The 23,284-nt window shown below is 37.1% G+C and carries 22 protein-coding genes; 20 read left to right on the top strand and 2 right to left on the bottom strand.

Features of this window, described 5'->3' with window-relative positions; all coding sequences use genetic code 11:
* Positions 1-100: 100 nt before the first annotated feature.
* A complete protein-coding gene (locus tag KD050_RS05270; protein ID WP_211895182.1) occupies positions 101-1,330 on the top strand; it encodes an EAL and HDOD domain-containing protein in 1,230 nt (409 codons plus the stop codon).
* Positions 1,331-1,542: 212 nt separating this feature from the next.
* The gene (locus KD050_RS05265; protein ID WP_093495024.1) at positions 1,543-1,908 is read left to right on the top strand and encodes a YhjD family protein; all 366 of its coding nucleotides are present in this window, start codon (positions 1,543-1,545) and stop codon (positions 1,906-1,908) included.
* Here the strand turns inward: KD050_RS05265 and KD050_RS05260 are convergent.
* Entirely contained in the window at positions 1,905-2,444 is a 540-nt protein-coding gene (locus KD050_RS05260; RefSeq protein ID WP_211895181.1) for a competence protein ComK, read from the bottom strand. The two genes, KD050_RS05265 and KD050_RS05260, sit on opposite strands and share 4 nt — an antisense overlap.
* Positions 2,445-2,622: 178 nt before the next feature.
* Here KD050_RS05260 and KD050_RS05255 point away from each other — a divergent pair, with 178 nt between their 5' ends.
* From KD050_RS05255 to KD050_RS05240, 4 genes are all read left to right on the top strand, one after another.
* Positions 2,623-2,859: an IDEAL domain-containing protein gene (locus KD050_RS05255; RefSeq protein WP_211895180.1), complete on the top strand. Its 237-nt coding sequence runs from the start codon at positions 2,623-2,625 to the stop codon at positions 2,857-2,859.
* 301 nt (positions 2,860-3,160) lie between these two features.
* The gene (uvrB, locus tag KD050_RS05250; RefSeq protein WP_211895179.1) at positions 3,161-5,143 is read left to right on the top strand and encodes an excinuclease ABC subunit UvrB; all 1,983 of its coding nucleotides are present in this window, start codon (positions 3,161-3,163) and stop codon (positions 5,141-5,143) included.
* A 6-nt stretch (positions 5,144-5,149) separates the two neighbouring features.
* Complete coding sequence (uvrA, locus tag KD050_RS05245; protein ID WP_211895178.1) at positions 5,150-8,041, top strand: excinuclease ABC subunit UvrA; 2,892 nt, start codon at positions 5,150-5,152, stop codon at positions 8,039-8,041.
* 82 nt (positions 8,042-8,123) lie between these two features.
* The gene (locus tag KD050_RS05240; protein ID WP_211895177.1) at positions 8,124-9,227 is read left to right on the top strand and encodes a DUF4097 family beta strand repeat-containing protein; all 1,104 of its coding nucleotides are present in this window, start codon (positions 8,124-8,126) and stop codon (positions 9,225-9,227) included.
* Between the two features lie 801 nt (positions 9,228-10,028).
* On the opposite strand, the gene KD050_RS05235 is transcribed toward KD050_RS05240, so the two are convergent.
* Positions 10,029-10,580 (bottom strand): N-acetylmuramoyl-L-alanine amidase, encoded by a 552-nt coding sequence (locus tag KD050_RS05235; RefSeq protein WP_211895176.1) that lies wholly within the window; start codon positions 10,578-10,580, stop codon positions 10,029-10,031.
* Between the two features lie 123 nt (positions 10,581-10,703).
* On the opposite strand from KD050_RS05235, the gene hprK reads away from it, so the two are divergent.
* The 14 genes from hprK to KD050_RS05165 all read left to right on the top strand — a co-directional run bounded on the left by hprK (position 10,704) and on the right by KD050_RS05165 (position 23,282).
* Positions 10,704-11,639, top strand: a complete 936-nt coding sequence (gene hprK, locus KD050_RS05230; protein ID WP_211895175.1) for an HPr(Ser) kinase/phosphatase — start codon at positions 10,704-10,706, stop codon at positions 11,637-11,639.
* 23 nt (positions 11,640-11,662) lie between these two features.
* Positions 11,663-12,472, top strand: coding sequence for a prolipoprotein diacylglyceryl transferase (gene lgt / locus KD050_RS05225; RefSeq protein WP_211895174.1), 810 nt, complete (start codon positions 11,663-11,665; stop codon positions 12,470-12,472).
* A 15-nt stretch (positions 12,473-12,487) separates the two neighbouring features.
* Positions 12,488-13,426: a nucleoside recognition domain-containing protein gene (locus KD050_RS05220; RefSeq protein ID WP_211895173.1), complete on the top strand. Its 939-nt coding sequence runs from the start codon at positions 12,488-12,490 to the stop codon at positions 13,424-13,426.
* On the top strand, positions 13,423-14,073 hold the full coding sequence (ppaX, locus tag KD050_RS05215; protein WP_211895172.1) for a pyrophosphatase PpaX: 651 nt from the start codon (positions 13,423-13,425) through the stop codon (positions 14,071-14,073). The genes KD050_RS05220 and ppaX overlap by 4 nt, the downstream gene beginning before the upstream one ends.
* Entirely contained in the window at positions 14,070-14,579 is a 510-nt protein-coding gene (locus tag KD050_RS05210) for an acyltransferase (RefSeq protein ID WP_211895171.1), read from the top strand. Before ppaX ends, KD050_RS05210 begins: the two co-directional genes overlap by 4 nt.
* Positions 14,580-14,873: 294 nt before the next feature.
* Positions 14,874-16,052 (top strand): ATP phosphoribosyltransferase regulatory subunit, encoded by a 1,179-nt coding sequence (locus KD050_RS05205; RefSeq protein ID WP_211895170.1) that lies wholly within the window; start codon positions 14,874-14,876, stop codon positions 16,050-16,052.
* Complete coding sequence (gene hisG / locus KD050_RS05200) at positions 16,045-16,674, top strand: ATP phosphoribosyltransferase (RefSeq protein ID WP_211895169.1); 630 nt, start codon at positions 16,045-16,047, stop codon at positions 16,672-16,674. Before KD050_RS05205 ends, hisG begins: the two co-directional genes overlap by 8 nt.
* Positions 16,675-16,682: 8 nt before the next feature.
* Positions 16,683-17,966 carry a histidinol dehydrogenase gene (gene hisD, locus KD050_RS05195; protein WP_211895168.1) on the top strand — a complete coding sequence of 428 codons (1,284 nt, stop codon included), beginning with the start codon at positions 16,683-16,685 and terminating at the stop codon, positions 17,964-17,966.
* Complete coding sequence (hisB, locus tag KD050_RS05190) at positions 17,966-18,559, top strand: imidazoleglycerol-phosphate dehydratase HisB (RefSeq protein ID WP_211896206.1); 594 nt, start codon at positions 17,966-17,968, stop codon at positions 18,557-18,559. Before hisD ends, hisB begins: the two co-directional genes overlap by 1 nt.
* Before the next feature lie 15 nt (positions 18,560-18,574).
* The gene (gene hisA, locus KD050_RS05185) at positions 18,575-19,315 is read left to right on the top strand and encodes a 1-(5-phosphoribosyl)-5-[(5-phosphoribosylamino)methylideneamino]imidazole-4-carboxamide isomerase (RefSeq protein WP_211895167.1); all 741 of its coding nucleotides are present in this window, start codon (positions 18,575-18,577) and stop codon (positions 19,313-19,315) included.
* Positions 19,316-19,362: 47 nt separating this feature from the next.
* Positions 19,363-19,989 (top strand): bifunctional phosphoribosyl-AMP cyclohydrolase/phosphoribosyl-ATP diphosphatase HisIE, encoded by a 627-nt coding sequence (gene hisIE / locus KD050_RS05180; protein WP_211895166.1) that lies wholly within the window; start codon positions 19,363-19,365, stop codon positions 19,987-19,989.
* Between the two features lie 78 nt (positions 19,990-20,067).
* On the top strand, positions 20,068-21,594 hold the full coding sequence (locus KD050_RS05175; RefSeq protein ID WP_235753920.1) for a tetratricopeptide repeat protein: 1,527 nt from the start codon (positions 20,068-20,070) through the stop codon (positions 21,592-21,594).
* A 69-nt stretch (positions 21,595-21,663) separates the two neighbouring features.
* The gene (trxB, locus tag KD050_RS05170; RefSeq protein ID WP_211895164.1) at positions 21,664-22,614 is read left to right on the top strand and encodes a thioredoxin-disulfide reductase; all 951 of its coding nucleotides are present in this window, start codon (positions 21,664-21,666) and stop codon (positions 22,612-22,614) included.
* A 197-nt stretch (positions 22,615-22,811) separates the two neighbouring features.
* Positions 22,812-23,282 carry an NUDIX hydrolase gene (locus KD050_RS05165; RefSeq protein ID WP_211895163.1) on the top strand — a complete coding sequence of 157 codons (471 nt, stop codon included), beginning with the start codon at positions 22,812-22,814 and terminating at the stop codon, positions 23,280-23,282.
* Positions 23,283-23,284 lie beyond the last annotated feature (2 nt).

The raw sequence follows: 23,284 nt of genomic DNA, 5'->3' as shown, positions 1-23,284 counted from the left end.
TTTCTGTCATCCACAGGAAATAAGTAGAAAATAAATCGATTTTATTGGAAAGATTTGCTACAATAGACATATTGAATATTTATGGATTTGAGGAGTTTGTATGGATATTTTTGTGGCGAGACAGCCTATCTTTACAAAAAATGAGCATATTTTTGCCTTCGAATTATTGTATCGTGATAGTGGTATTAATTCTTTTCCTGATATAGATGGGGATTTGGCAACTTTAGAGGTATTAACTCATTCATTTTTGACGATAGGCATAAATAACCTTGTGGGAGAAAAATTGTGTTTTATTAATTTTACGGAAAATTTATTAGACAATACAGTATTTAATAAAATTCCGCCTAAACGCATAGTTGTGGAAGTATTAGAAGATATTCCAATCACACCATCTTTAATCCAGAAGCTTAAATACATTAAAAAGTTAGGTTTTTTACTTGCTTTAGATGATTTTATTTTACATAAAAATATAAATTTATATGATGAGTTATTTAGTTTAGTTAATTTTATCAAAGTTGATTTTATTTTGAGCAAACCTTCTGAGAGGCAAGTTATTGAAAAAATTGTGAAGAAAAATTATCCTCATATTGTACTTTTAGCTGAAAAAGTTGAGACACGCGAGGAATTTTATGATGCAAAAGAGGCTGGATACGGATTATTTCAAGGTTACTTTTTTGCCAAACCAGAGATTATTAAAGGGACTGACATCCCTGTTAATATGGCGCAATATTTTCGAATTATTAGCTTGCTTAGCAACCATTCTTCTTCTATTGAACAAATAGCTGAGGAAATCGAGCGTGATGTGTCACTCTCCTTCAAAGTTTTGAAAATTATTAACTCACCAGCCGCTAGAAAAAAATCTAAAATTCGTTCCATTAAACAAGCGGTAGTGATGTTGGGGCTAGAAGAATTGAATCATTGGTTATATGTATTAATGTTAAGAGAGTCGAAAGTAAATTCTAATGGAGATGGAATGGCTCTTATTGAAGCATCCTTATTCCGGGCAAAGCTTTGTGAGCTATTGGCTAAAAAGCAATTTTTGCAAAACTCCTCTGAATATCTTTTAGTAGGAATGTTTTCCTTAATCGATACATTACTGCATCAGGAGATGAATCATTTACTTCAAGAACTTCCACTTACGGATGAGGTAGTAGAAACGCTTTCCGGGAAACGTACTGATATGACTCCTTATTTAGAGCTTTCCGTAGCTTGTGATGAAGTGAGATGGGATGACATAATAGCGGGTGCAGAGGCTATCGGTGTCGATCACGCTACGTTAAACAAATATTATTTAGAAGCCCGTAGTTGGGCTATGGATATAATAAGTTAAGAACAACTGCCATTTTTTAAAGAATGGTGGTTGTTCTTTTTTTTTCTAAGAATTAGAAATCGTAAGAGTAGAAGCTGGTACTCATACTTCAACAAAGCTTACTTTTGTAAGCCTAAATAAATTCCTCTATTTTCCACGGGCCGATTATTGCATTTTCCGATAAAAGTAGTACAATAAAAGGAACATATGTTCTTTAAAGAGGAGGAGTAGTTATGCCATTAATACCGGAAGAGGCAATCCCATATTTTGAAAACATGATCTATCTTCCAATGGTCTTGACTATTTTAGAAAAAGATCGAACTATTTTTGAAAAGGCTCCATTTAAATTAAAGCGCCCGTATATCGTTTTAGTGGAAGAAGCAGGAAAGCAAGTTCAGAAAGAATTAAAACAGACGCATATGTATATGAAGCGTCACAGTATGAAAGTTCTTCGGGGAGAAGGCGATGATATGTTCACAGAGTATGTATTTTTTCATGGAGGTTATGAAGAACATCGTCGTTACCTAAACGTTCGTCTCCGCAACAGAGTCGAAGAACTACTCTCTATATATTTGGCAGTAGTAGAAAAACTTCGTTAGTACTGTGAGTCTTTTTGAAATTGTGGAGTTCTAGTGATGTAACCAGTATTTATCAGATAACTCATCCGTTTTAGTAAATGCATATTTAGTATATTAGCAAATCCAACCTGCCTACTTATTGTTTGTGGAGAGGAAGGAACAGTTATTTTTTGACCATTTGTTAAAACGACCACACAACCATCTTCGGAAGGATAAAATGATTCTATTGCTCTAAAAGAGAACCAAACATTCAAATCCGATTTAGGAGAGAGTATTGGTATCAATATACACGGATTTCCGAAGTCATGAGCTATAAGAATCGGTAGCTTTAAATAATTTCCAATTGCATCCCTTGATAATCGAACTGTATGCTGGAAAGAAGAGCCATAGAAAGAACAAGAGTGACGAACAATATCAAAAGGCTTTTTACCTATTATATTTGACTCACCTGAAAAGTTAGTCACTTTCGTAAATATTGTATTATTCACTACAATAGGTTGAAGTACAGCGGTTTCAAATGAAATGAAAAAAGATTGTTCTTCTACTTTATTCGACATAAAAATCCACTCCTTTGTATTATGTACCTCAATTATAGTTAATTTTGGAAATAAATCAAGCATATATAACGGATTTTTAAAATATTCCCTTTTTACTGTATAGTTGTAATTTTCTCAAAATGATTGCAAGTATCTCGTTGCTTTTATATAATAGAAAAAAGACATCGGGGTGATGGAGATGGACAAACAATATTCATATGCAGATTTCTTGAAAGCAATGGGTCAAACGGGGAAAGAAAGCTCTGCCGAAAATTTGTTAAACGAAATATATCTTGATATGTTTTTGAACATTATCCACCGGGAACAAAGTAGTAAGCGTCTCTTATCATTGATAGACGAGGCACTAGATCAGAAAGATAGGGCTGCATTTATGGAGTATTCAACTGCACTTCATCAGCTAAACAGTCCAAAATAATCGAACAATGATAAAGAAACCACTTCCATTGGAGTGGTTTTTTTATATTAAACACAATAAATGTGCTAAGTTATAATGACTAAATCTGTAGCAACAAGTTAATGAGAAGAAATTGATTAAACCTTTTTATAACTAGTTAGTATTTAGTGTATTTATTTTAACGGAGACAAACAATAGAAAAATCCAAAGCCACTGGTATCAGTGGCTTTTTGTTATATATAAAAAACGTATGTTCGTTTTAGTAGGAATCAAAAAAAGAGTGTGTTAAACTGAAATTATTCAGAAAATGGGAGGCTTTTGTATGGAACAAATTTTTGATTTACAAGCTCCGTATGAGCCAGCGGGAGATCAAGTAGAAGCAATAAAAGAACTAGTGGAAGGCGTTAATGCGGGAAAAAGATATCAGACCTTACTTGGTGCAACAGGTACAGGTAAAACATATACGATTTCAAACGTGATTCAGCAAACAAACAAACCGACGCTAGTAATGGCGCATAACAAAACACTTGCTGGACAATTATATAGCGAGTTTAAAGAATTCTTCCCAAATAATGCTGTGGAGTATTTCGTTAGTTATTATGATTATTTTCAACCGGAAGCATACGTTCCACAAACCGATACATTTATAGAAAAGGATTCAAGTATCAACGAGGAAATAGACAAGTTACGACATTCTGCTACGTCCTCTTTATTCGAAAGAAAAGATGTCATTATTATCGCTTCAGTATCTTGTATCTATGGGTTAGGAAATCCAGAAGAATACAAAGAGATGGTCGTATCACTAAGAACGGGAATGGAAATTGAACGCAATCAGTTATTACGAAAACTCGTCGACATTCAGTATGAACGAAACGATTTGAACTTCGTGCGTGGAAAGTTCCGTGTTCGTGGTGATGTAGTAGAAATTTTTCCTGCTTCACGCGATGAAAAATGTCTGCGAGTAGAATTCTTCGGGGATGAAATTGATCGTATTCGTGAGGTTAATGCACTTACTGGAGAAATTTTAGGTGAACGTGATCATGTCGCAATATTTCCAGCTTCCCACTTCGTTACTCGTGAAGAAAAGTTGAAGCTAGCCTTAGCAAATATTGAAAAAGAATTAGAAGAGCAGCTTGCGTATTTAAGAAGCGAGGATAAGTTATTAGAAGCTCAACGATTGGAGCAACGTACGAGATATGATTTAGAAATGATGGAAGAGATGGGCTTTTGCTCAGGGATTGAAAACTACTCTCGTCATTTAACCTTAAGAGAGGCTGGAGCAGTTCCTTATACATTACTTGATTATTTTCCAGAGGATTTTTTACTCGTAGTGGATGAAAGCCACGTTTCATTACCTCAAGTGAGAGGAATGTATAATGGTGACCAAGCTAGAAAATCAGTGCTCGTAAATTATGGTTTCCGATTGCCATCTGCACTAGATAATCGTCCTCTAACATTCAATGAGTATGAAAAACATATAAACCAAGCTATATTTGTTTCAGCAACACCTGGTCCTTATGAGCTGGAGCATACACCGGAAATGGTGGAGCAAATTATTCGTCCAACTGGTCTATTGGATCCCGTCATTACAGTGAAGCCTATTGAAGGGCAAATAGATGATTTGATCAATGAAATACATGAAAGAGCTGCCAAAAATGAACGTGTTTTAATCACGACGCTAACGAAAAAAATGTCGGAGGATTTAACGGACTACTTAAAAGAAATCGGTATAAAGGTACAGTATTTACATTCAGAAGTAAAAACCTTGGAACGTACTGAAATTATTCGTGAGCTCCGTTTAGGTACCTACGATGTATTAATAGGAATTAACTTGTTACGAGAAGGTATAGATATACCTGAAGTGTCATTAGTGGCCATATTAGATGCAGATAAAGAAGGGTTTTTACGTTCCGAGCGTTCATTGATTCAGACTATTGGCCGTGCTGCGCGAAATTCCAATGGGGAAGTAGTTATGTATGCGGATAAAATGACGGACTCCATGCGAAAAGCTATAGATGAAACGAAACGTCGCCGGACAATTCAAATGGAATACAACGAGAAACACGGAATAACACCAAAAACGATTCAAAAGAAAATAAGAGAAGTGATACGTGCTTCACAGGTTGCTGAAGAGGAAGAAACGTATGCACAGCGCTTAATAAGTGGAAAACCATTAACGAAACAGGAAAAAGCAACACTTCTAGAAAATTTAGAAAAAGAAATGAAAGATGCAGCCAAAGCTCTTAACTTTGAACGGGCTGCAGAACTACGTGACACAATTTTGGAACTGAAGCTGGAAGGGTGATAGGTGTTGAAAAATCAAGAAATCGTGATTCAAGGTGCACGTGCACATAATTTAAAAAATGTAAGTTTGAAGATACCAAGAGATAAGCTCGTGGTCATGACTGGTCTTTCAGGCTCAGGCAAGTCTTCTTTAGCTTTTGATACAATCTACGCTGAAGGACAAAGACGCTATGTAGAGTCATTATCTGCCTATGCACGACAATTTTTAGGGCAAATGGATAAGCCAGATGTAGATGTCATTGAGGGACTATCACCAGCTATTTCCATCGATCAAAAAACGACGAGTAAAAACCCACGATCTACAGTTGCAACCGTGACCGAAATTTATGACTATATGCGACTATTGTATGCACGAGTTGGAAAACCAATATGTCCCAATCATGGTATTGAAATTTCATCTCAAACGATTGAACAAATGGTAGATCGCTTAAGTGAATATCCAGAAAAAACAAAGATGCAAGTACTAGCGCCTATTGTTTCAGGACGTAAAGGAACGCATGTAAAGCTCTTGGAAGAGATGAAAAAAGAGGGCTTCGTTCGTGTACGCATCGATGGAGAGTTAATTGATTTAGATGATGATATCAATCTAGATAAAAATAAAAAACATAATATTGAGGTTGTAATCGACCGAATTATAATGAAAGAAGGAGTTGCTGCAAGACTTAGTGATTCCATAGAGTCAGCACTAAGACTTGCAGATGGTAGAGTTTTAATAGATGTTATGGAGCATGAAGAAGTTCTATTTAGTGAGCATCATGCCTGTCCAATATGTGGATTTTCTATCGGGGAATTAGAGCCACGAATGTTTTCTTTTAATAGTCCATTTGGTGCGTGTACAGATTGTGATGGACTTGGTACGAAGTTAGAGGTGGATCCCGATTTAGTTGTTCCCGACAAAAGTGTCACACTCGCAGACGGAGCTATTGTCGCATGGCAGCCAACAAGCTCCCAGTATTATCCAAAGCTCTTAGAGGCAGTATGTAAGCATTACAAAATAAAAATGAATGTTCCGGTTGAAAAATTACCGATCGATCAATGGAACAAAATTATGTATGGTTCAGGGAATGATAATATTCGTTTCCGCTATGAAAATGAATTTGGACAAGTTCGAGATAACTTGATTACATTTGAAGGTGTTCTTGCTAATATTGAGCGTAGATATAAGGATACGTCCTCCGATTATATTCGTGAGCAAATGGAAAAATATATGGAGCAACATAATTGTCCTACATGTAATGGCTATCGTCTAAAAGAAGAAACACTTGCAGTGAAGATAAATTCTCTTCATATTGGGGAAATTACGAAATATTCCATTGAAGAAGCAAATAAGTTTTTCAATGAGTTAAGTTTATCCGAAAAAGATATGCAAATTGCTCGCCTTGTGCTGAGAGAAATTAATGAACGTCTAGGGTTTCTAGAGAATGTTGGACTAGATTATTTAACATTAAACCGTGCTTCGGGAACTTTGTCAGGTGGGGAAGCGCAACGTATTCGCTTGGCAACCCAAATTGGATCGAGATTGACAGGTGTGTTATACATTTTGGATGAACCGTCTATCGGGTTACATCAGCGAGATAATGATCGACTAATCGAAACATTAAAAAACATGCGAGATATTGGGAACACCTTAATAGTTGTAGAGCATGATGAGGACACAATGATGGCAGCGGACTACTTAATAGACGTGGGCCCTGGTGCAGGAGTGCATGGCGGAGAGATAATCGCTGCAGGAACTCCAGAGCAAGTGATGAAAAACAAAAAGTCTTTAACCGGTCAATATTTAAGTGGGCAAAAGTTTATTCCTCTTCCAGTAGAAAGAAGAAAGCCAGATGGTCGCTTTATCAAAATAAAGGGTGCTTCAGAAAACAACTTGAAAAATGTAAATGTAGATGTTCCGTTAGGAGTATTTACAGCTGTTACAGGAGTTTCAGGGTCTGGTAAAAGTACATTAGTAAATGAAATATTATATAAATCACTAGCACAAAAACTAAATCGTTCCAAAGTGAAGCCCGGAGCACATAAAAGCATGGAAGGTATCGACATGTTGGAAAAGGTAATTGATATAGACCAGTCTCCGATTGGCCGTACTCCACGGTCCAACCCAGCTACTTATACAGGAGTTTTTGATGATATGCGTGATCTTTTTGCATCAACGAATGAAGCAAAAGTAAGAGGATATAAAAAAGGAAGATTTAGCTTTAATGTTAAAGGCGGGCGTTGTGAGGCATGTCGTGGGGATGGCATTATAAAAATTGAAATGCATTTCCTTCCAGATGTATATGTCCCATGTGAAATCTGTCATGGCAAACGATACAACCGTGAAACATTAGAAGTACAATACAAAGGTAAAAATATTGCTGATATACTTAAAATGACTGCAGAGGATGGGCTGGCCTTTTTCGAAAATCATCCGAAAATCAGCCGTAAACTACAAACAATTGTAGATGTAGGGCTTGGATATATGGAATTAGGACAACCAGCAACTACCCTCTCTGGTGGGGAAGCGCAGCGTGTAAAGCTAGCTTCTGAATTACACAAGCGTTCTAATGGGAAGTCATTTTATATCTTGGATGAACCGACTACAGGTCTACATGTAGACGATATCGCAAGATTGCTAGTAGTACTTCAACGTTTAGTAGATAACGGAGATAGTGTATTAGTAATTGAGCATAATTTAGATGTCATTAAAACAGCGGATTACATGATTGATCTAGGGCCAGAAGGTGGAGACAAAGGTGGAACAATTATTGCGGTAGGTACACCTGAGAAAATTGCTGCATCGAAAGACTCGTATACAGGGAAGTACTTGAAAACTATTTTAGAAAGAGATCGACAACGGATGGATGAAGTTGTAACGAAAGCGTCTAAAAAGAAAAAAAGTCCTGTATCGACTTCGTGATGAAACTTTTTGATTTTTCAATCGTATAAAGTAGTGTTAGTAAAATGATTTATAGTCTAAATTCATGAGGAGGCCTTTCACTATGCAAGAAGAACGAAAACGTATTTTAGATATGGTTGAAAATGGCACGATTACTGCGCAAGAAGCATTGGCATTACTTGAAGAGCTTGGAAAACAAACAACACCTGCCACACAGTTTATACCTGAGGAGAAAGAATATACAAAGTCACAAAACAAAAATACCGATTTTGTGGAAGATTTGAAGCGCGATTTCACGGTAATGGGTGAACGATTTATGCAGTTTATGCAAGGAACTGTGGACAAAATGAAGGATTTTGATATGCCATTTGGAGAACCAGTTGTTTTTGAAGAACAATTCGTTAAAGAGGATGTAGATTTGACGGATATTTCTATTAATATTGCGAATGGTAAAGTTGAAATTCAACCCACGGAAGAACAGCATGCACGTGCTACTGTTAAAGTGAAATCCTTTAAAAATTCAACTGAAGAGGAAGCGAAGAAACGTTTCCGTGAAGAGTTTATTTTCACAACAGAAGGAAACAAATTACGTGTGTATAGCGATATGAAAACTACTTCGGTACAAGTAACGTTATATGTTCCAAACAAAGAATATAATAATATTTCTGTCCGTTTGTTCAATGGTGAGTTCTCAGCTAAAAATTTAGAGGCAAACTCATTTAGAATTAAAACAACTAATGGAAAAGTAGAATTAGATGAATTGAAGTTTGAAAGAGCTGATATAGAAACGGTTAATGGATCGGTTCAGGTTCAACGTGTTGAAGGAGAAACGATTGAAGTAGAGACGATGAATGGTCGTATTTATGTAGATGGTAAGCTCAAAGAAATAGAAGGTTCATCGGTGAGCGGACATGTTATTTTAACAACTAAAGATAAAGACGCTCGTAAAATAGAAGGCACAGCGGTGGCTGGAACAGTTGAACTGTATATTCCAAAGGATGTATCGATAAAAGGGGAGGCTACTTCCCAAATTGGTAAAATAGATGTTCAATTGGCTGATGTTACCCACCTAAACCAATCTGAGCAGCTGTTAAACAAAAAAGTAGGGTTCACGAAAATAGTGGATTCAGAAGCTGCACCTCTACGAGTACACGGTGATGCAAAAACAGGATCAGTTGTTGTCCGTTATACAGTAGAAGGAGAATAAAAAGTGGAGCGGGATATTATCCCCTCCACTTTTTTATTTTGAAGAATAAAAAGTATATAAGAATGTACCATGAACAACTAGTTCCTGATAATTAAACAAATGAATAATACCGCTTTGATTTCCGCTTCAGGCGGACGCTTTCCGCTGGCTTGGCTTCAGCCTCCTCGTCGCTAGCTCCTGCGGGGTCTTCAGCTCAAGCTAATCTCGCAGGAGTCGCCGCCTTCCGCTACAATCAATCAATCAATTAAGTAAGTAGTTATTATTCATAAAGTAAAATAAGCTTTTATGATAAACACGATGAATATGCAGAATCATCTACAGACTCAATCTATAATAGTTGACCTATTGAGTAGAAAAGAACTAATAGTAATTCGATTCTACACATTTGGGCTGTGAATCAATAAAGAACTTTGGCGAAATTTTCCGTTCCGCAAGTAAAAGGTAAAAAACCGCAAGTAAATGTAGACTAAGAGCAAGTAAATCATTCACGACTGCAAGTAAGTAACAAGTGGAGGCAAGTAAACAATAGATGAGAGCAAGTAAAGATAAATAAGATTCACTTATTCATAAAAGATAAGGATGTATATCCTTCTTGAGTTTACATAATCATTGTTCTTCCTGGCTCTTTGAATGATATGGAATCCAATGGATTGCATGAAAAGTAGAGGCTATGGATTTGTTATCTGTAAGAAGTCTGTTCAAAGCTTATTAAAAACGGTAGAAACAGGTGTTAAGCCTAAAGGACCGAGCCTTTTTTTGCTTGGTTTTTGTTATAATATGCTATTTTAAAGTTTTTCTGGATCACCGCTTTTGCTGGATCCAACATAGAATTGCAAAAGAGATGGCTTTCGCGCAGCGCATTCTGTACTCTGTTGATTGCAATAAAATTGCTTCGTGTTTGTTCGTCATAAATCCACATTCTACTAGCACAGCTGGCATCCTTGTGTCTCGAACAACTGAAAAATCAGCCTTCTTCACTCCTCGATTCCATCTTCCCGTAATAGAGCATAGAGAGTTTTGGATAAGCGTTGCGAGAATAACAGATTGCTCGGAAGGTTTTGTATAAGTAAAGGTTTCGATTCCACTAGTATTATTCCACGTTGTACCATACGCATTGGCATGGAGAGAGATAAATGCGTCAACTCTCATTTTGTTAGCTAATGTTGTTCTTTCCTTAAGAGGAACATCTCTCTCCCTGTCATGACAATTCATAACAATTAGATCAAAACCAGTTAGTTCATTTTTTACAAGTTGAGCAACCGCTTCATTAAATTCAAACTCTTTCATTTTTCCATCTGGTGTCCTTTTGCCGATAGTGTTAGGTCCATGGCCTGCATCAAGCATAATTTTCATAGAAAAAACCTCCTTTCATCTTTTAAATAGATGAAGAAAAGATAAATGGATACAATTTAAGTAGACAATCATGATAAAATAAGTACTAGGTTTACAAATGTAGGACGAAGGGAGTTTAGGGGTATGTCACATGTGACGACGAAGGACATTAAAGAACATTTGAATCTCACATTAGTAAGTGGGGAAGAAGGCATTGGGCGTCATATTTCGGTGAGTGATATTTCTAGACCAGGAATTGAAATCGCAGGATATTTTACACATTATCCTTCCAATCGGATACAGCTTTTAGGTAAGACGGAGATTTCTTTTTTTGATTTGTTACAACCTAAAGAAAAAAGTGAACGTATGAGAAAGCTTTGTGCACAAGATACACCGGTCATCATAGTTTCACACGGAATGGAAGTGCCGAAAGAATTAATCACAGCCTCCAATGAAAATTCAGTTCCTGTATTAACGACTAGCTTGCCTACTACAAGATTTTCTAGTATGCTAACGAACTTTTTAGAAAGTAGGTTAGCACCTTCTACTGCTGTGCATGGCGTACTCGTAGATATTTATGGGGTTGGTGTGCTAATCACTGGGAAAAGCGGAGTCGGGAAAAGCGAGACGGCATTAGAGCTAGTGAAAAGGGGTCATCGTTTAGTAGCGGATGATTGTGTAGAAATTAGGCAAGAGGGCGAGGATACGTTGGTCGGTAGTGCGCCACAGCTGATCGAGCATCTCTTAGAAATTCGCGGATTAGGTATTATCGATATAATGACACTATTTGGGGCAAGTGCCATTCGAAGCTATAAACGTATAACGCTTGTAATCGAATTAGAGATTTGGGATGAGAAAAAGACATATGACCGACTAGGTCTCGAAGAAGAGAAGATGGAAATTATTAATACAGCTATTACGAAGCTAACTGTTCCAGTTCGACCAGGTCGAAATATAGCAGTAATTATTGAAGTGGCTGCAATGAATCACCGATTAAAAAAAATGGGTGTAAATGCTGCGGAAGATTTCGCCAAGCGTTTAAATGATGTTATAGAACAAAATTCAGAAGTGGATTATTAATAGATGCTTGAAGGGAGTTACATATGAGTTTATTACAGATTATTGATCCGGTAGCATTTTCTCTAGGACCGTTAGAGGTACGTTGGTATGGAGTAATAATTGCCCTCGGGATAGTATTAGCATTTTTCGTTGCGCAAAAAGAAATGGTGAAGCGAGGATTTCATCCAGATTATTTAACGGATTTGCTTATTTGGGCAGTTCCAATCGCCATTATTAGTGCTCGTATTTACTATGTTATTTTTAAATGGGATTTTTATAGTGAAAATCCAGGTAAAATTATTGAAATATGGAATGGCGGAATTGCGATACACGGGGCATTGATAGGGTCGTTTATAACGGCTTATATTTTCACGAAAAAACGTGGCTCTTCTTTCTGGAAGGTTGCTGATATAGTAGCACCGAGTATTTTAATAGGTCAGACTATTGGTCGTTGGGGAAATTTCATCAACCAAGAAGCGCATGGTGGAGAAGTAGCGAGATCTTTCTTAGAAAATTTGATGCTTCCAAATTGGATCATCGAACAAATGTATATAGATGGAAAGTATTATCACCCAACATTTTTATATGAATCTGTTTGGAACTTTATCGGAGTTATAATATTAATACTGCTTCGCAAAGTGAATTTACGTCGAGGGGAAATGGTGCTATTTTACGCGGCGTGGTATTCTATTGGACGATTTTTCATCGAAGGAATGCGTACTGACAGTCTCTATTTAATAGGTGAATTGAGAACTGCGCAAGTCGTATCGATTGTGACAGTTATAGTTGCAATTATTTTATTTGTATATAGAAGAATGACGATAAAACCTGTTGTTCATTATCAAGATAAGTAAGAAAGCTGGGATAAGATGGGGACGTTGAAGAATGGGCTGTTTGCTGGTCTTAAAACAACATGGACATTAAGTAAAGTAATTTTCCCAATTACATTAATCGTAGTAATTTTGCAGTATACGCCTGTTCTGCCTTGGATTATTGACATCATATCACCGTTTATGGGGCTATTAGGTCTTCGTGGAGAGGCAGCAATTCCTTTAGTTCTGGGAAATGCATTAAACTTATATGCGGGGATAGCAGGGATACTATCTTTGGAATTGACTGTGAAGGAAGTTTTCATACTAGCGACGATGTTATCCTTTTCCCATAATATTTTCATTGAAACTGGAGTTGCCCTTCGAGTTGGAGTGAAATTATGGGTTGTACTGGTTGTTCGATTTGGTTTGGCAATTCTGTCTGCAGTCATTATTAACCTAGTGTGGCAAGGTGGCGGAGAAGTAGCAAAATATGGTGCGCTACAAGTAAGTCAGCAAGTTCCTGATGGATGGGGAGAAATTATTTTGTTTGGCTTACAAAAGGCGACGTTCGGCGTTATACAATTAGCGCTAATCGTCATACCGTTAATGGTGATTATCCAGTTTTTAAAGGATCGGAATTATTTGCAAAAGTTTTCAGAAAAGCTAGCTCCTTTTACGAAAGTTATTGGTGTACAACCAAATGCTTCCCTAACGCTTGTGGCTGGGCTTGTGATTGGGCTTGCATATGGAGCAGGTGTAATGATTCAAGCAGTGAAAGAGGATGGGGTAAGTAAAAAGGATGCGACATTGGCCTTTATTTTCTTAGTGGCATGTCATGCAGTGGTAGAGGATACGTTAATCTTTATACCATTAGGAATTCCAATCTGGCCATTATTATTAATACGATTAATAACTGCTTTCTTACTAACCATAGTAGTGGCTTATGTTTGGAGGAAAGCGGAGCAAAGTAGACATAAGGAAGTGGTAATCCCGTGAAAAACTATAAAGCACTACTTTTTGATTTAGATGGAACATTATTAGATACGAACGAACTAATTATTGAATCTTTTTTACATGTGTTAGGCGAAACATTTCCGGGGAAATATAGTCGGGAGACTGTCCTACCGTTTTTAGGACCACCATTATTTGAAACATTTGATGCGATAGATCCAACTTTAACGGAGACTTTAACTGCTTCCTATCGTAAATGGAATCTGGAACGACATGACCAAATGGTAGCTCCATTTGATGGAGTCGTAGAAACATTACGACAACTAAAAAAAGATGGCTATAAACTGGCGATTGTTTCTACTAAAAGACGGGAAATGATCGATAGAGGTCTAAAAATAATGGAATGTGAAACGTTATTTGATACAATTGTTGGCTTTGACGATGTTACATATACAAAGCCAAATCCTGAGCCTATTCAAATAGCATTACAAAGAATTGGGGCTAATAAGGAAGAGGCGCTTATGATTGGCGACAATTTTCATGATATCGTAGGTGGGCAAAGAGCTGGAGTTGATACAGCTGCTGTAGCTTGGTCCATCAAAGGAGAAGCATTCTTGTCTACTTATAATCCTACTTATATGCTACATCAAATGAGTGACTTACTTGATATAGCAAAAGGGCAGCGTGTATGAGGAGAACAGAACGATATCCTGTAAAAGGGGCAAACTCGCTTTGGCATGTGTATGATACCGTTCCATTTTGGAAAGTTATGAAGAACTTTATCTTTATTCAAGCCGCTAGATATTCCCCTTTTTTAAGTTGGAAAAATTTTTTCTATCGTGTTTTTCTGAAAATGGAAGTTGGAAAAGAAACGTCTTTTGCTTTAATGGTAATGGTTGATGTCATGTTCCCAGAGCGTATTAAAGTCGGCGATAATTCCATTATTGGCTATAACACGACGATTCTTGCGCATGAATATTTGATCGACGAATATCGTATTGGAGATGTCATTATTGGTAATCGAGTATTGATCGGGGCAAATACCACAATTTTGCCAGGTATTACGATTGGGAATGATGCCATTGTTTCTGCAGCAACACTCGTCAATGCAGATGTTCCAGAAGGATGCTTTGTTGGAGGAAATCCAATGCGTATTATTTATACGAAGGAACAAATGCTAGAACGAAATAAAAAATAATGAAAAGCTATTCTACTTTGTGTTGAACTAAGGGGGATAGCTTTTTTTTGATGGGATAATGATTATAGGAATCGTCCACCTGAACTGTATCAATTGTTGAACTTGCGATTTACACGATTCATATTGCGATTAGTGAAGTTAAACTTGCGATTTGGAGCACCTAACTTGCGATTCGGAAAAATCTTAATGGAACTGAAAGACAAGTTGACGAAAAGGGTAAAATAGTATAAAATTCTATTAATTCATCTTATTAGTTCTCTAGTGTGTTAAAGTGAAATTTTTAGGAGTGGTAAAATGAGCAAAATTCAAATGTTCGAAAAGCCTCTTGGAATGAGAGATTCTTTTCCAGAAGTAAACGAACAAAAAGAATATATACGATCGACAGCAAGAGATTTTATACGAAAAAAAGGGTACGACTTTATAAAAACACCTTCCGTGGAGTATTTTGAAACAATCGGTAAAGCTTCCGCTATTGATGAGTCGTCCTTGTTTAAACTAGTAGACAATCAAGGTGAAATGCTTGTTTTACGTCCTGATATGACGACACCGATTGCTAGAATAGCAGCTTCCAAGTTATTAAAGGAAAAAAATCCATTACGCTTAGCGTACTATGCGGATGTATTTCGTGCTCAACAACGAGAAGGCGGAAGACCTGCAGAGTTTGAGCAGCTAGGACTGGAACTTGTTGGGGATTTTAGTCCATACGCAGACAGTGAAATAATCTATACTGCGATAGAACTACTGAAGGCTTTAGGTGTAGAAAGCTTCCGAATTACTATTGGACATGCCGAAATTTTAACTGCTTTCTTAACAAACTACACAAATAGCACAGAGCAAGTTGAAATGCTAAGACAACTATTAGTAGAGAAAAATTTAGTAGGTTTCTCACAAAAGTTAGAAAGCATGGACTTACTGAAAGTACAAAAAGAAAATCTTATAAAAATAATAGATTATACAATAGACTCTAATGTATTTACGGATTTCCGCCAGTTTCTTAATGACGATCAGCAATATTTGATCGATCAGGTTGAGGAACTTCAAGAATTACTAGAATTCCAATTGAATGACTTTTCAATTGTATCGTTTGATTTTTCTTTAGCGAGTCATATGAGCTATTACACTGGTATGCTGTTTGAAATTCACGCTGCGGGAAGTGGTTTCTCCATTGGGAATGGTGGACGATATGATGAGTTATTTAAACAGTTCGACGAAAAAGTAGGAGCTACAGGATTTGGGATTCGTGTTGACCGATTATTAGAAGTATTACCGAAGGTTGTCGTTGATGAGAAGCATACGCTTCTTTTATTTGATAAAGGGTCTTTTTCTAAAGCAAATGTATTAGCGGAAGCTAGAAGAAATGCATCCGAATATGTGACGCTGCAATATGCGGAGAGTGTTAATGATATTGAAGCGTTTAAACAAATTTTCGATGAAGTGATTATCGTGTCTGAGGGTGGTTTTTTCCGTGAATGAGTTAACTATTGCAATGCCAAAGGGGCGTATTTTTGAAGAAGCATATAAACTATTTGTGGAAGCAGGGTTTGATTTGCCTAAAGAGATTAGTGATTCCAGAAAGTTAATCGTTGAGGCTCCGGATGAACGAATTCAATTCATATTGGCAAAACCGATGGATGTACCTGTATACGTTGAACATGGTGTAGCAGATATCGGTATAGCGGGGAAGGATGTTTTATTGGAGCAGCACCGTGATGTCCATGAGCTATTGGATTTACATATTAGTAATTGTTATATAGCAACTGCCGGTCTTCCGAACACGACGATGAATGAGATTGCTCCACGTGTCGCAACAAAGTATCCGAGAATTGCAACAAACTTCTACAAGGAAAAAGGAGAGCAAGTAGAAATTATTGAGTTGAATGGTTCGATTGAGCTAGCACCAATGATCGGTCTTGCAGATCGCATTGTCGATATTGTTTCCACTGGACAGACGCTTAAGGAAAATGGCTTAGTTGAATTTGAAAAAATCGTTTCTATCTCCTCTCGATTGATCGTCAATCCTGTAAGCTATCGAGTGAAAAGTGAACGAATCAATGCTTTTGTTGCACAACTAAAAAATGAATTGAATAAAAGGTAGGGAATCCTATGAAAATAGAAAAGCTTACAGATACAATTTCATTACTACGTTCGGTTGAACAAACAAATGCAGATTATTTAACGACTGTACGTGAGGTAATCGTAGATGTACGGCAGAACGGCGATCAAGCCCTTCTTCGTTATACAGAGAAATGGGATGGTGCAAAACTTACATCACTCAAAGTATCCAAAGAAGAAATGGATGAGGCATACGCTAATTTTGATAGACAATTGGTAGATGACTTGGAAGAGGCTGCTGCTAATATTCGAGCGTTTCATACGGAGCAGGTTCGCAGGCAAATCGACTTCCCATTAGCTAAAAACTCTTATATTCAATATAAAATTTCACCCCTAGATGCAGTAGGCTTATACGTTCCCGGTGGGACAGCAGCTTATCCTTCTTCAGTATTAATGAATGCAATACCTGCAATAGTAGCTGGGGTAGAAAGAGTTGTCATCGTATCACCTCCATCTATGGAAGGGAATCTACCTGACTCAGTATTAGTAGCAGCACGTATTGCTGGTATTACAGAGATATATAAAGTTGGTGGAGCCCAAGCAATAGCGGCTCTTGCGTACGGAACTGAAACGATCAAAGCGGTAGATAAAATTACAGGTCCGGGTAATAGTTTTGTAGCACTTGCTAAAAGAGAGGTGTTTGGTAAGGTTGCGATCGATATGATAGCGGGACCTAGTGAAATAGCAATTATTGCAGATGAAACTGCCTATGCTGATGAAGTAGCAGCAGATCTACTTGCTCAAGCAGAGCATGACCGATTTGCAAGTTCTGTTTTAATCACAACAAGCCCATCCCTTGCCGAACAAGTGTCAATAGAAGTAGAAAAACAATTAAAGCTCCTTCCTAGAGAAGAAATTGCTCGCAGTTCGATCGAAAACTTCGGATGTATCTATATCGCAGACTCAATGAAGCAAGCTGTAGCAGCAGTGAATGAGCTAGCACCAGAACATTTGGAAATTATTACGGAGCAACCCGAAGAACTAAGTAAAAAGATTAAGCATGCAGGAGCTATTTTCATCGGGAGATTCAGTAGTGAGCCAGTAGGCGATTATTTTGCGGGTACGAATCACGTACTGCCGACAAATAGCACAGCGAGATTTTCAAGTGGATTATGTGTTGACGATTTCGTTAAGAAAACAAGCGTCGTATACTATTCAAAAGAAATGTGGGAGGAGCAATATCCTAAAATTGCTCGCTTAGCTAGACTAGAGCAATTAGAAGGACATGCCAGATCTGTAGAGTCAAGAAGCTGGAATAAGGGGGATTCACAATGATGGATAAAAGAGCGGCGAAAATCGAAAGAATGACGAACGAAACAAAAGTATGGGTTGAAATAGACTTAGATGGTGAAGGTAAAGCGGAAATTGATACAGGTGTCCCTTTTATGGATCATATGCTAGATCTATTTACAAAGCATGGTTTATTTAATGCTTCTATTAAAGCTAAAGGAGATACATATATCGATGATCATCATACAACAGAGGATATCGGTATTGTTCTAGGACAAGCAGTAAAAGAAGCATTAGGAGATAAAAAAGGTATTAAACGTTATGGAAATGCCTTTGTACCAATGGATGATGCCTTAGCTCAAGTAGTAATTGATATTTCAAATCGTCCGCATTTAGAATTCCGTGCACAGTTTCCAACTCAAAAAGTAGGGAATTTTGATACAGAGCTAGTTCATGAGTTCCTATGGAAATTTGCTTTGGAGGCACGTATGAATGTCCACGTAATTGTTCATTATGGTGCAAATTCACATCATATGATTGAAGCGATTTTCAAAGCATTGGCTCGAGCAATTGATGATGCTATTACAAAAGACGATCGAGTGAAGGGTGTTCCTTCTACAAAAGGACTACTTACATAATAAGGAGAGAATAAGATGACGTCGATTCAAGTTTACCCTGCGATTGATATGAAAGGTGGAAAATGTGTACGCCTGTATCAAGGGGATTATGATCAGGAAACCGTTTATGGAGATTCTCCATTCGATATGGCTAAAAAATTTGCAGATGAAGGGGCAACTTGGATTCATCTAGTAGATTTAGATGGAGCAAAGGACGGCAAGAAAATCCATGCGGACGAAGTTATTCGTATTGCAAAGGAGCTTCCGGTTAGTGTGCAAATTGGTGGGGGAATTCGGACGAAGGATGACGTTCAATTTTATTTGAACAACGGTGTGAATCGTGTAATTATAGGAAGTCTCGCTATTTCACAACCGGATTTAGTGGTGGGGTTAATAGAAGAATTCGGTGGAGAAAGAATTGTCATCGGACTAGATGCAAAGGATGGAATGGTGGCAACACATGGTTGGCTAGAAACTTCCACTCAATCTGCCGTTGAAGTAGGACGATATTTTGCTTCTAAAGGAGCAAAGCACGTTATCTTTACAGATATTGCAACAGATGGAACGCTTCAAGGCCCAAACTTATTGGCAAATAAAGAGCTGGCAGAAGAAACTGGATTATCTATTATTGTATCAGGTGGGATCAGTTCCTTAGAAGATATTGCAGCAGTTGCAAAATTAGCACAAATGACGACAGTTGCTGGTGTTATTACGGGTAAAGCATTGTACAATGAACGGTTTACTCTAACTGAAGCTCTACAAGAATCGGCCAAATAAGTAAACAAACATTCGTATATATCGAATGAAAGAGGAGTAGAACTATCATGACTAATTTAACATATGATGAAAAAGGATTAATACCTGTAATCGTGCAACATGCAATTACAAGAGAAGTGTTAACACTTGCTTATATGAACGAAGAAGCCTACGCAAAAACAGTAGAAACACAGGAAACCTGGTTTTTTAGTCGAAGCAGACAGGAACTTTGGCATAAAGGAGAAACTTCAGGGAATACACAAAAAGTAGTTTCTATTAAGACAGACTGCGATTCGGATGCATTAGTTGTAGAAGTATTACCAACTGGACCTGCATGCCATACAGGAGAAGAGACATGCTTTCATAATACATTAGAAAAAATGGATAATACGGTAGGCTACAATACGATTACCTCTCTAATCAATGTTATCAAAGAAAGACAGCAATCTATGCCAGAAGGTGCTTATACGACGTACTTATTTGAAAAAGGTGTAGATAAAATTTGTAAAAAAGTGGGAGAGGAAGCATCCGAAGTTATTATCGCTTCCAAAAATAATGATGGTGAAGAGTTGAAATGGGAAGCAGCAGATCTTCTATATCATTTGTTAGTTCTTCTACAAAACCAACAAGTTAGTTTCTATGACTTACTACAAGTATTACAGAAAAGACATGAAGTCAAAGCAGATAAAAAATAAATATATGTGATATACTGAAGAATATACTAATAAGGGGCGTTTTTTAAAACGTTCCTTATTATTTTTCGGAGGATTATGTTGAATAAAAAAAGTAAAAAAGTTCTTAGAGAAAATATCATTTCGTTTTTACCTACGGGTGAATACTACTATAAAAAAGCATTAGATGAACTACAAAAAGAACAATATGAAAAAGCACATAAATACTTAAAACGAGCAGCAGAACTAAGTCCCAATGATCCCATGATATTACTACAATATGCGATATTACAAATGGAGATAGATAATTTTGAACTAGCTCATGAGCTTTTGAGAAGTGCCCATGCAATTGACCAAAACGAATCAGAGATTATTTTCTTTTTGGCAGAAGTAAATGCCCATCTCGGTAACTTTGTAGAGGCCAATAAATTTGCTCAGATGTATTTGGAAATTGATATTCAAGGTGAATATACGGAAGAGGCCATGGAGATTGTCGACTTCACGGAGCAAGAGGATGTAGTGTCACTTCAGGTAGATACGCCTTCTGGTGAAGCACTATTTTTACAAGAAAAATCTAGACGTTTAATGGAGCAAGGTAAGTTTGCTGAGGCAGTAGAGTTATTAGAATCCATCGTGGTAGATCATCCAGATTTTTGGGCAGCATTTAATAATTTGGCGCTTGCTTATTTTTATATTGGCGAAGAGGAACAAGCAAAGGCGTTACTACATGATGTACTCAATGAAAATAGAGGTAATATCCACGCACTATGTAATTTAGCTGTAATTCATTATTATGAAAAAAATGAAGATGAATTGGAAGAAATCGTAGAATTACTAGTCAAGATAAACCCTTATTTTGTTGAACATCGCTATAAGCTAGGCGCGACTTTTGCGTTAATAGGCAAATATGAACAAGCATTTAAGTGGCTAAGAAGTTTACAGCGAAAAGGTTTCGAAGGGGATCCAGGTTTTTATTTTTGGCTGTCTCATTCGGCTTATTTTTCTGGTCATGAAGAAGTAGCTAAAAATGCTTGGAAGGCATTATTGAAGCTGGATCCGGAAAAAGCTGGATTTGAACCATGGCTACCAACTAAAAGTGAATCTGATGATGATGCTTCTAAAATCCAAAAGGAATATATTTTAGAAAAGATAGAGCATAAGCATGTGAGTGAACGTATTTATGGGTTTTATTTGTTAGGAAAATCAAAGCATCGACAGGAAATTATTTCACATCCTAAATGGATTGTTGTAGATGATTTAACAACTATGGAAAAACTATTCCTTGCTAATTCTTTAGGGCATGATTTTGATGATAAGTCTCCTGCAGAGAAAGCCTTTTTACGTGCAATTGCCGCAACAGACCTATTGTACGATAAATATAAGCCTTTAGAGCATGAAGATACGTTTCTATTTCAAATGTGGTTTGTATTAGTGGAACGTGCATTAGAGAAAGCATATGGTTTCAAAAATCCACGTGCATTAGCAGCAGCAACAGAGTATATGTATGAATCGTCCCGTTCTAAAAATGTAACGAAAAAACATTATGCAGAGCAATATGGTATTACAACCAACACATTGACTAAGTATATTAACGAACTTATGCAATTTTTACCTCTTTTTGATGCCTAGGCAAAATAGTTGAAGCGTATTAAAAAATCCTATAGATTGAGGATAGTAGCAATGTAGGAGGAAATTAAAATGACTGAAGATAAAATTTATGATGTAATTATAATTGGAGCTGGACCTGCTGGAATGACAGCAGCGGTATATACTTCACGCGCAAACCTTTCCACTTTAATGATCGAACGCGGAATTCCAGGTGGCCAAATGGCGAACACGGAGGAAGTGGAAAACTACCCTGGATTTGAAATGATCTTAGGACCAGAGCTTTCGACAAAAATGTTTGAACATGCGAAAAAGTTCGGTGCTGAATATGCATACGGCGATGTTTCAGAAATTATCGATGGAGAAGCTTACAAAACAGTTAAAGTTAGTGGAAAAGAATATAAAGCATTAGCTGTTATTATTTCTTCTGGCGCGGAATACAAAAAAATGGGTATTCCAGGAGAAACAGAGCTAGGTGGACGCGGAGTTAGTTACTGTGCAGTCTGTGATGGAGCGTTCTTTAAACAGAAAAACCTTGTAGTTGTAGGTGGAGGAGACTCAGCTGTTGAAGAAGGTGCGTTCCTAACTAAATTTGCAAACAAAGTAACTATTGTACATCGTCGTGACGAGCTACGTGCACAAAAAATTCTTCAAGACCGTGCATTTGCAAATGAGAAAATTGATTTTATCTGGAATACAACATTAAAAGAAATTCACGGAAAAGATGGAAAAGTAGCGAGTGTTACTTTAGTGTCTACCGTGGACGGTACGGAAAGAGAATTTGAAACAGATGGTGTATTTGTATATGTAGGGATGCTTCCATTAACAAAACCTTTTGGAAACTTAGGCATTTTAAATGACAATGGATACATTGTAACAAACGAAAAAATGGAAACAACTGTACCTGGGATATTCGGCGCAGGGGATGTTCGTGAGAAAATGCTTCGTCAAATTGTAACTGCTACAGGAGATGGAAGTATTGCTGCACAAGCTGCGCAACACTATATTGAAAATTTGAAAGACAAAACAATTTCAAACGTTTAATTTAATTTTATCTTAATCGGATTGTAATAGTCTTGAAATAAATAAAGTGTATAGTAAAGAATATAAATTGACCCCCTTTTTATATAGAAACATTTGGACAGGCTGTTTCGCGATTTTAATCGTGGAGCAGCCTCTTTTTATGAAAATTAATGTATAATATAGTTTATTAACACATGATAGATGTGGAGTGATGATTTGTGCAAAGAATAGCAAACCTACTCGTATGTAAAGACGGAAAAGTACTACTATTAAAAAAACCAAGAAGAGATTGGTATGTGGCACCAGGCGGCAAAATGGAGATGGGAGAATCTATTTTAGTTTCTGCAGTAAGAGAATTTACAGAAGAAACAAATACCGTTCCTATACAACCGCATTTAAAAGGAATTTATACAATGGTCATTGAAGAAGATGGAAAGCGTATAGATGAATGGATGTTATTTACCTTCGTTGCTAAAGACATAGAAGGAATACCTTACGAGGTAACAACAGAAGGTATATTAGAATGGCATTCAGTCGAAGATTTACACCATCTTCCTATGGCTGAAGGAGATCGGACAAATCTATTATTTGCAGCTCAAGCCAAAGGGATGCAATATGGAACATTTGTATATACACCTGATTTTTCTCTTATAAAGGAAACGATTCAGCAATCAACGGAGGGAGAATGAGT

The sequence above is a fragment of the Psychrobacillus sp. INOP01 genome (assembly GCF_018140925.1).
GTDB lineage: Bacteria > Bacillota > Bacilli > Bacillales_A > Planococcaceae > Psychrobacillus.
This window is presented reverse-complemented; position numbering and strand designations above follow the sequence as displayed.

Excerpts from the sequence above, each read along its gene's own strand:
- KD050_RS05270 (WP_211895182.1), top strand. The coding sequence starts at position 101 with ATGGATATTTTTGTGGCGAGACAGCCTATCTTTACAAAAAATGAGCAT.
- KD050_RS05265 (WP_093495024.1), top strand. The coding sequence starts at position 1,543 with ATGCCATTAATACCGGAAGAGGCAATCCCATATTTTGAAAACATGATC.
- KD050_RS05260 (WP_211895181.1), bottom strand. The coding sequence starts at position 2,444 with ATGTCGAATAAAGTAGAAGAACAATCTTTTTTCATTTCATTTGAAACC.
- KD050_RS05255 (WP_211895180.1), top strand. The coding sequence starts at position 2,623 with ATGGACAAACAATATTCATATGCAGATTTCTTGAAAGCAATGGGTCAA.
- uvrB (WP_211895179.1), top strand. The coding sequence starts at position 3,161 with ATGGAACAAATTTTTGATTTACAAGCTCCGTATGAGCCAGCGGGAGAT.
- KD050_RS05240 (WP_211895177.1), top strand. The coding sequence starts at position 8,124 with ATGCAAGAAGAACGAAAACGTATTTTAGATATGGTTGAAAATGGCACG.
- KD050_RS05235 (WP_211895176.1), bottom strand. The coding sequence starts at position 10,580 with ATGAAAATTATGCTTGATGCAGGCCATGGACCTAACACTATCGGCAAA.
- hprK (WP_211895175.1), top strand. The coding sequence starts at position 10,704 with ATGTCACATGTGACGACGAAGGACATTAAAGAACATTTGAATCTCACA.
- lgt (WP_211895174.1), top strand. The coding sequence starts at position 11,663 with ATGAGTTTATTACAGATTATTGATCCGGTAGCATTTTCTCTAGGACCG.
- KD050_RS05220 (WP_211895173.1), top strand. The coding sequence starts at position 12,488 with ATGGGGACGTTGAAGAATGGGCTGTTTGCTGGTCTTAAAACAACATGG.
- KD050_RS05210 (WP_211895171.1), top strand. The coding sequence starts at position 14,070 with ATGAGGAGAACAGAACGATATCCTGTAAAAGGGGCAAACTCGCTTTGG.
- KD050_RS05205 (WP_211895170.1), top strand. The coding sequence starts at position 14,874 with ATGAGCAAAATTCAAATGTTCGAAAAGCCTCTTGGAATGAGAGATTCT.
- hisD (WP_211895168.1), top strand. The coding sequence starts at position 16,683 with ATGAAAATAGAAAAGCTTACAGATACAATTTCATTACTACGTTCGGTT.
- hisB (WP_211896206.1), top strand. The coding sequence starts at position 17,966 with ATGGATAAAAGAGCGGCGAAAATCGAAAGAATGACGAACGAAACAAAA.
- hisA (WP_211895167.1), top strand. The coding sequence starts at position 18,575 with ATGACGTCGATTCAAGTTTACCCTGCGATTGATATGAAAGGTGGAAAA.
- hisIE (WP_211895166.1), top strand. The coding sequence starts at position 19,363 with ATGACTAATTTAACATATGATGAAAAAGGATTAATACCTGTAATCGTG.
- trxB (WP_211895164.1), top strand. The coding sequence starts at position 21,664 with ATGACTGAAGATAAAATTTATGATGTAATTATAATTGGAGCTGGACCT.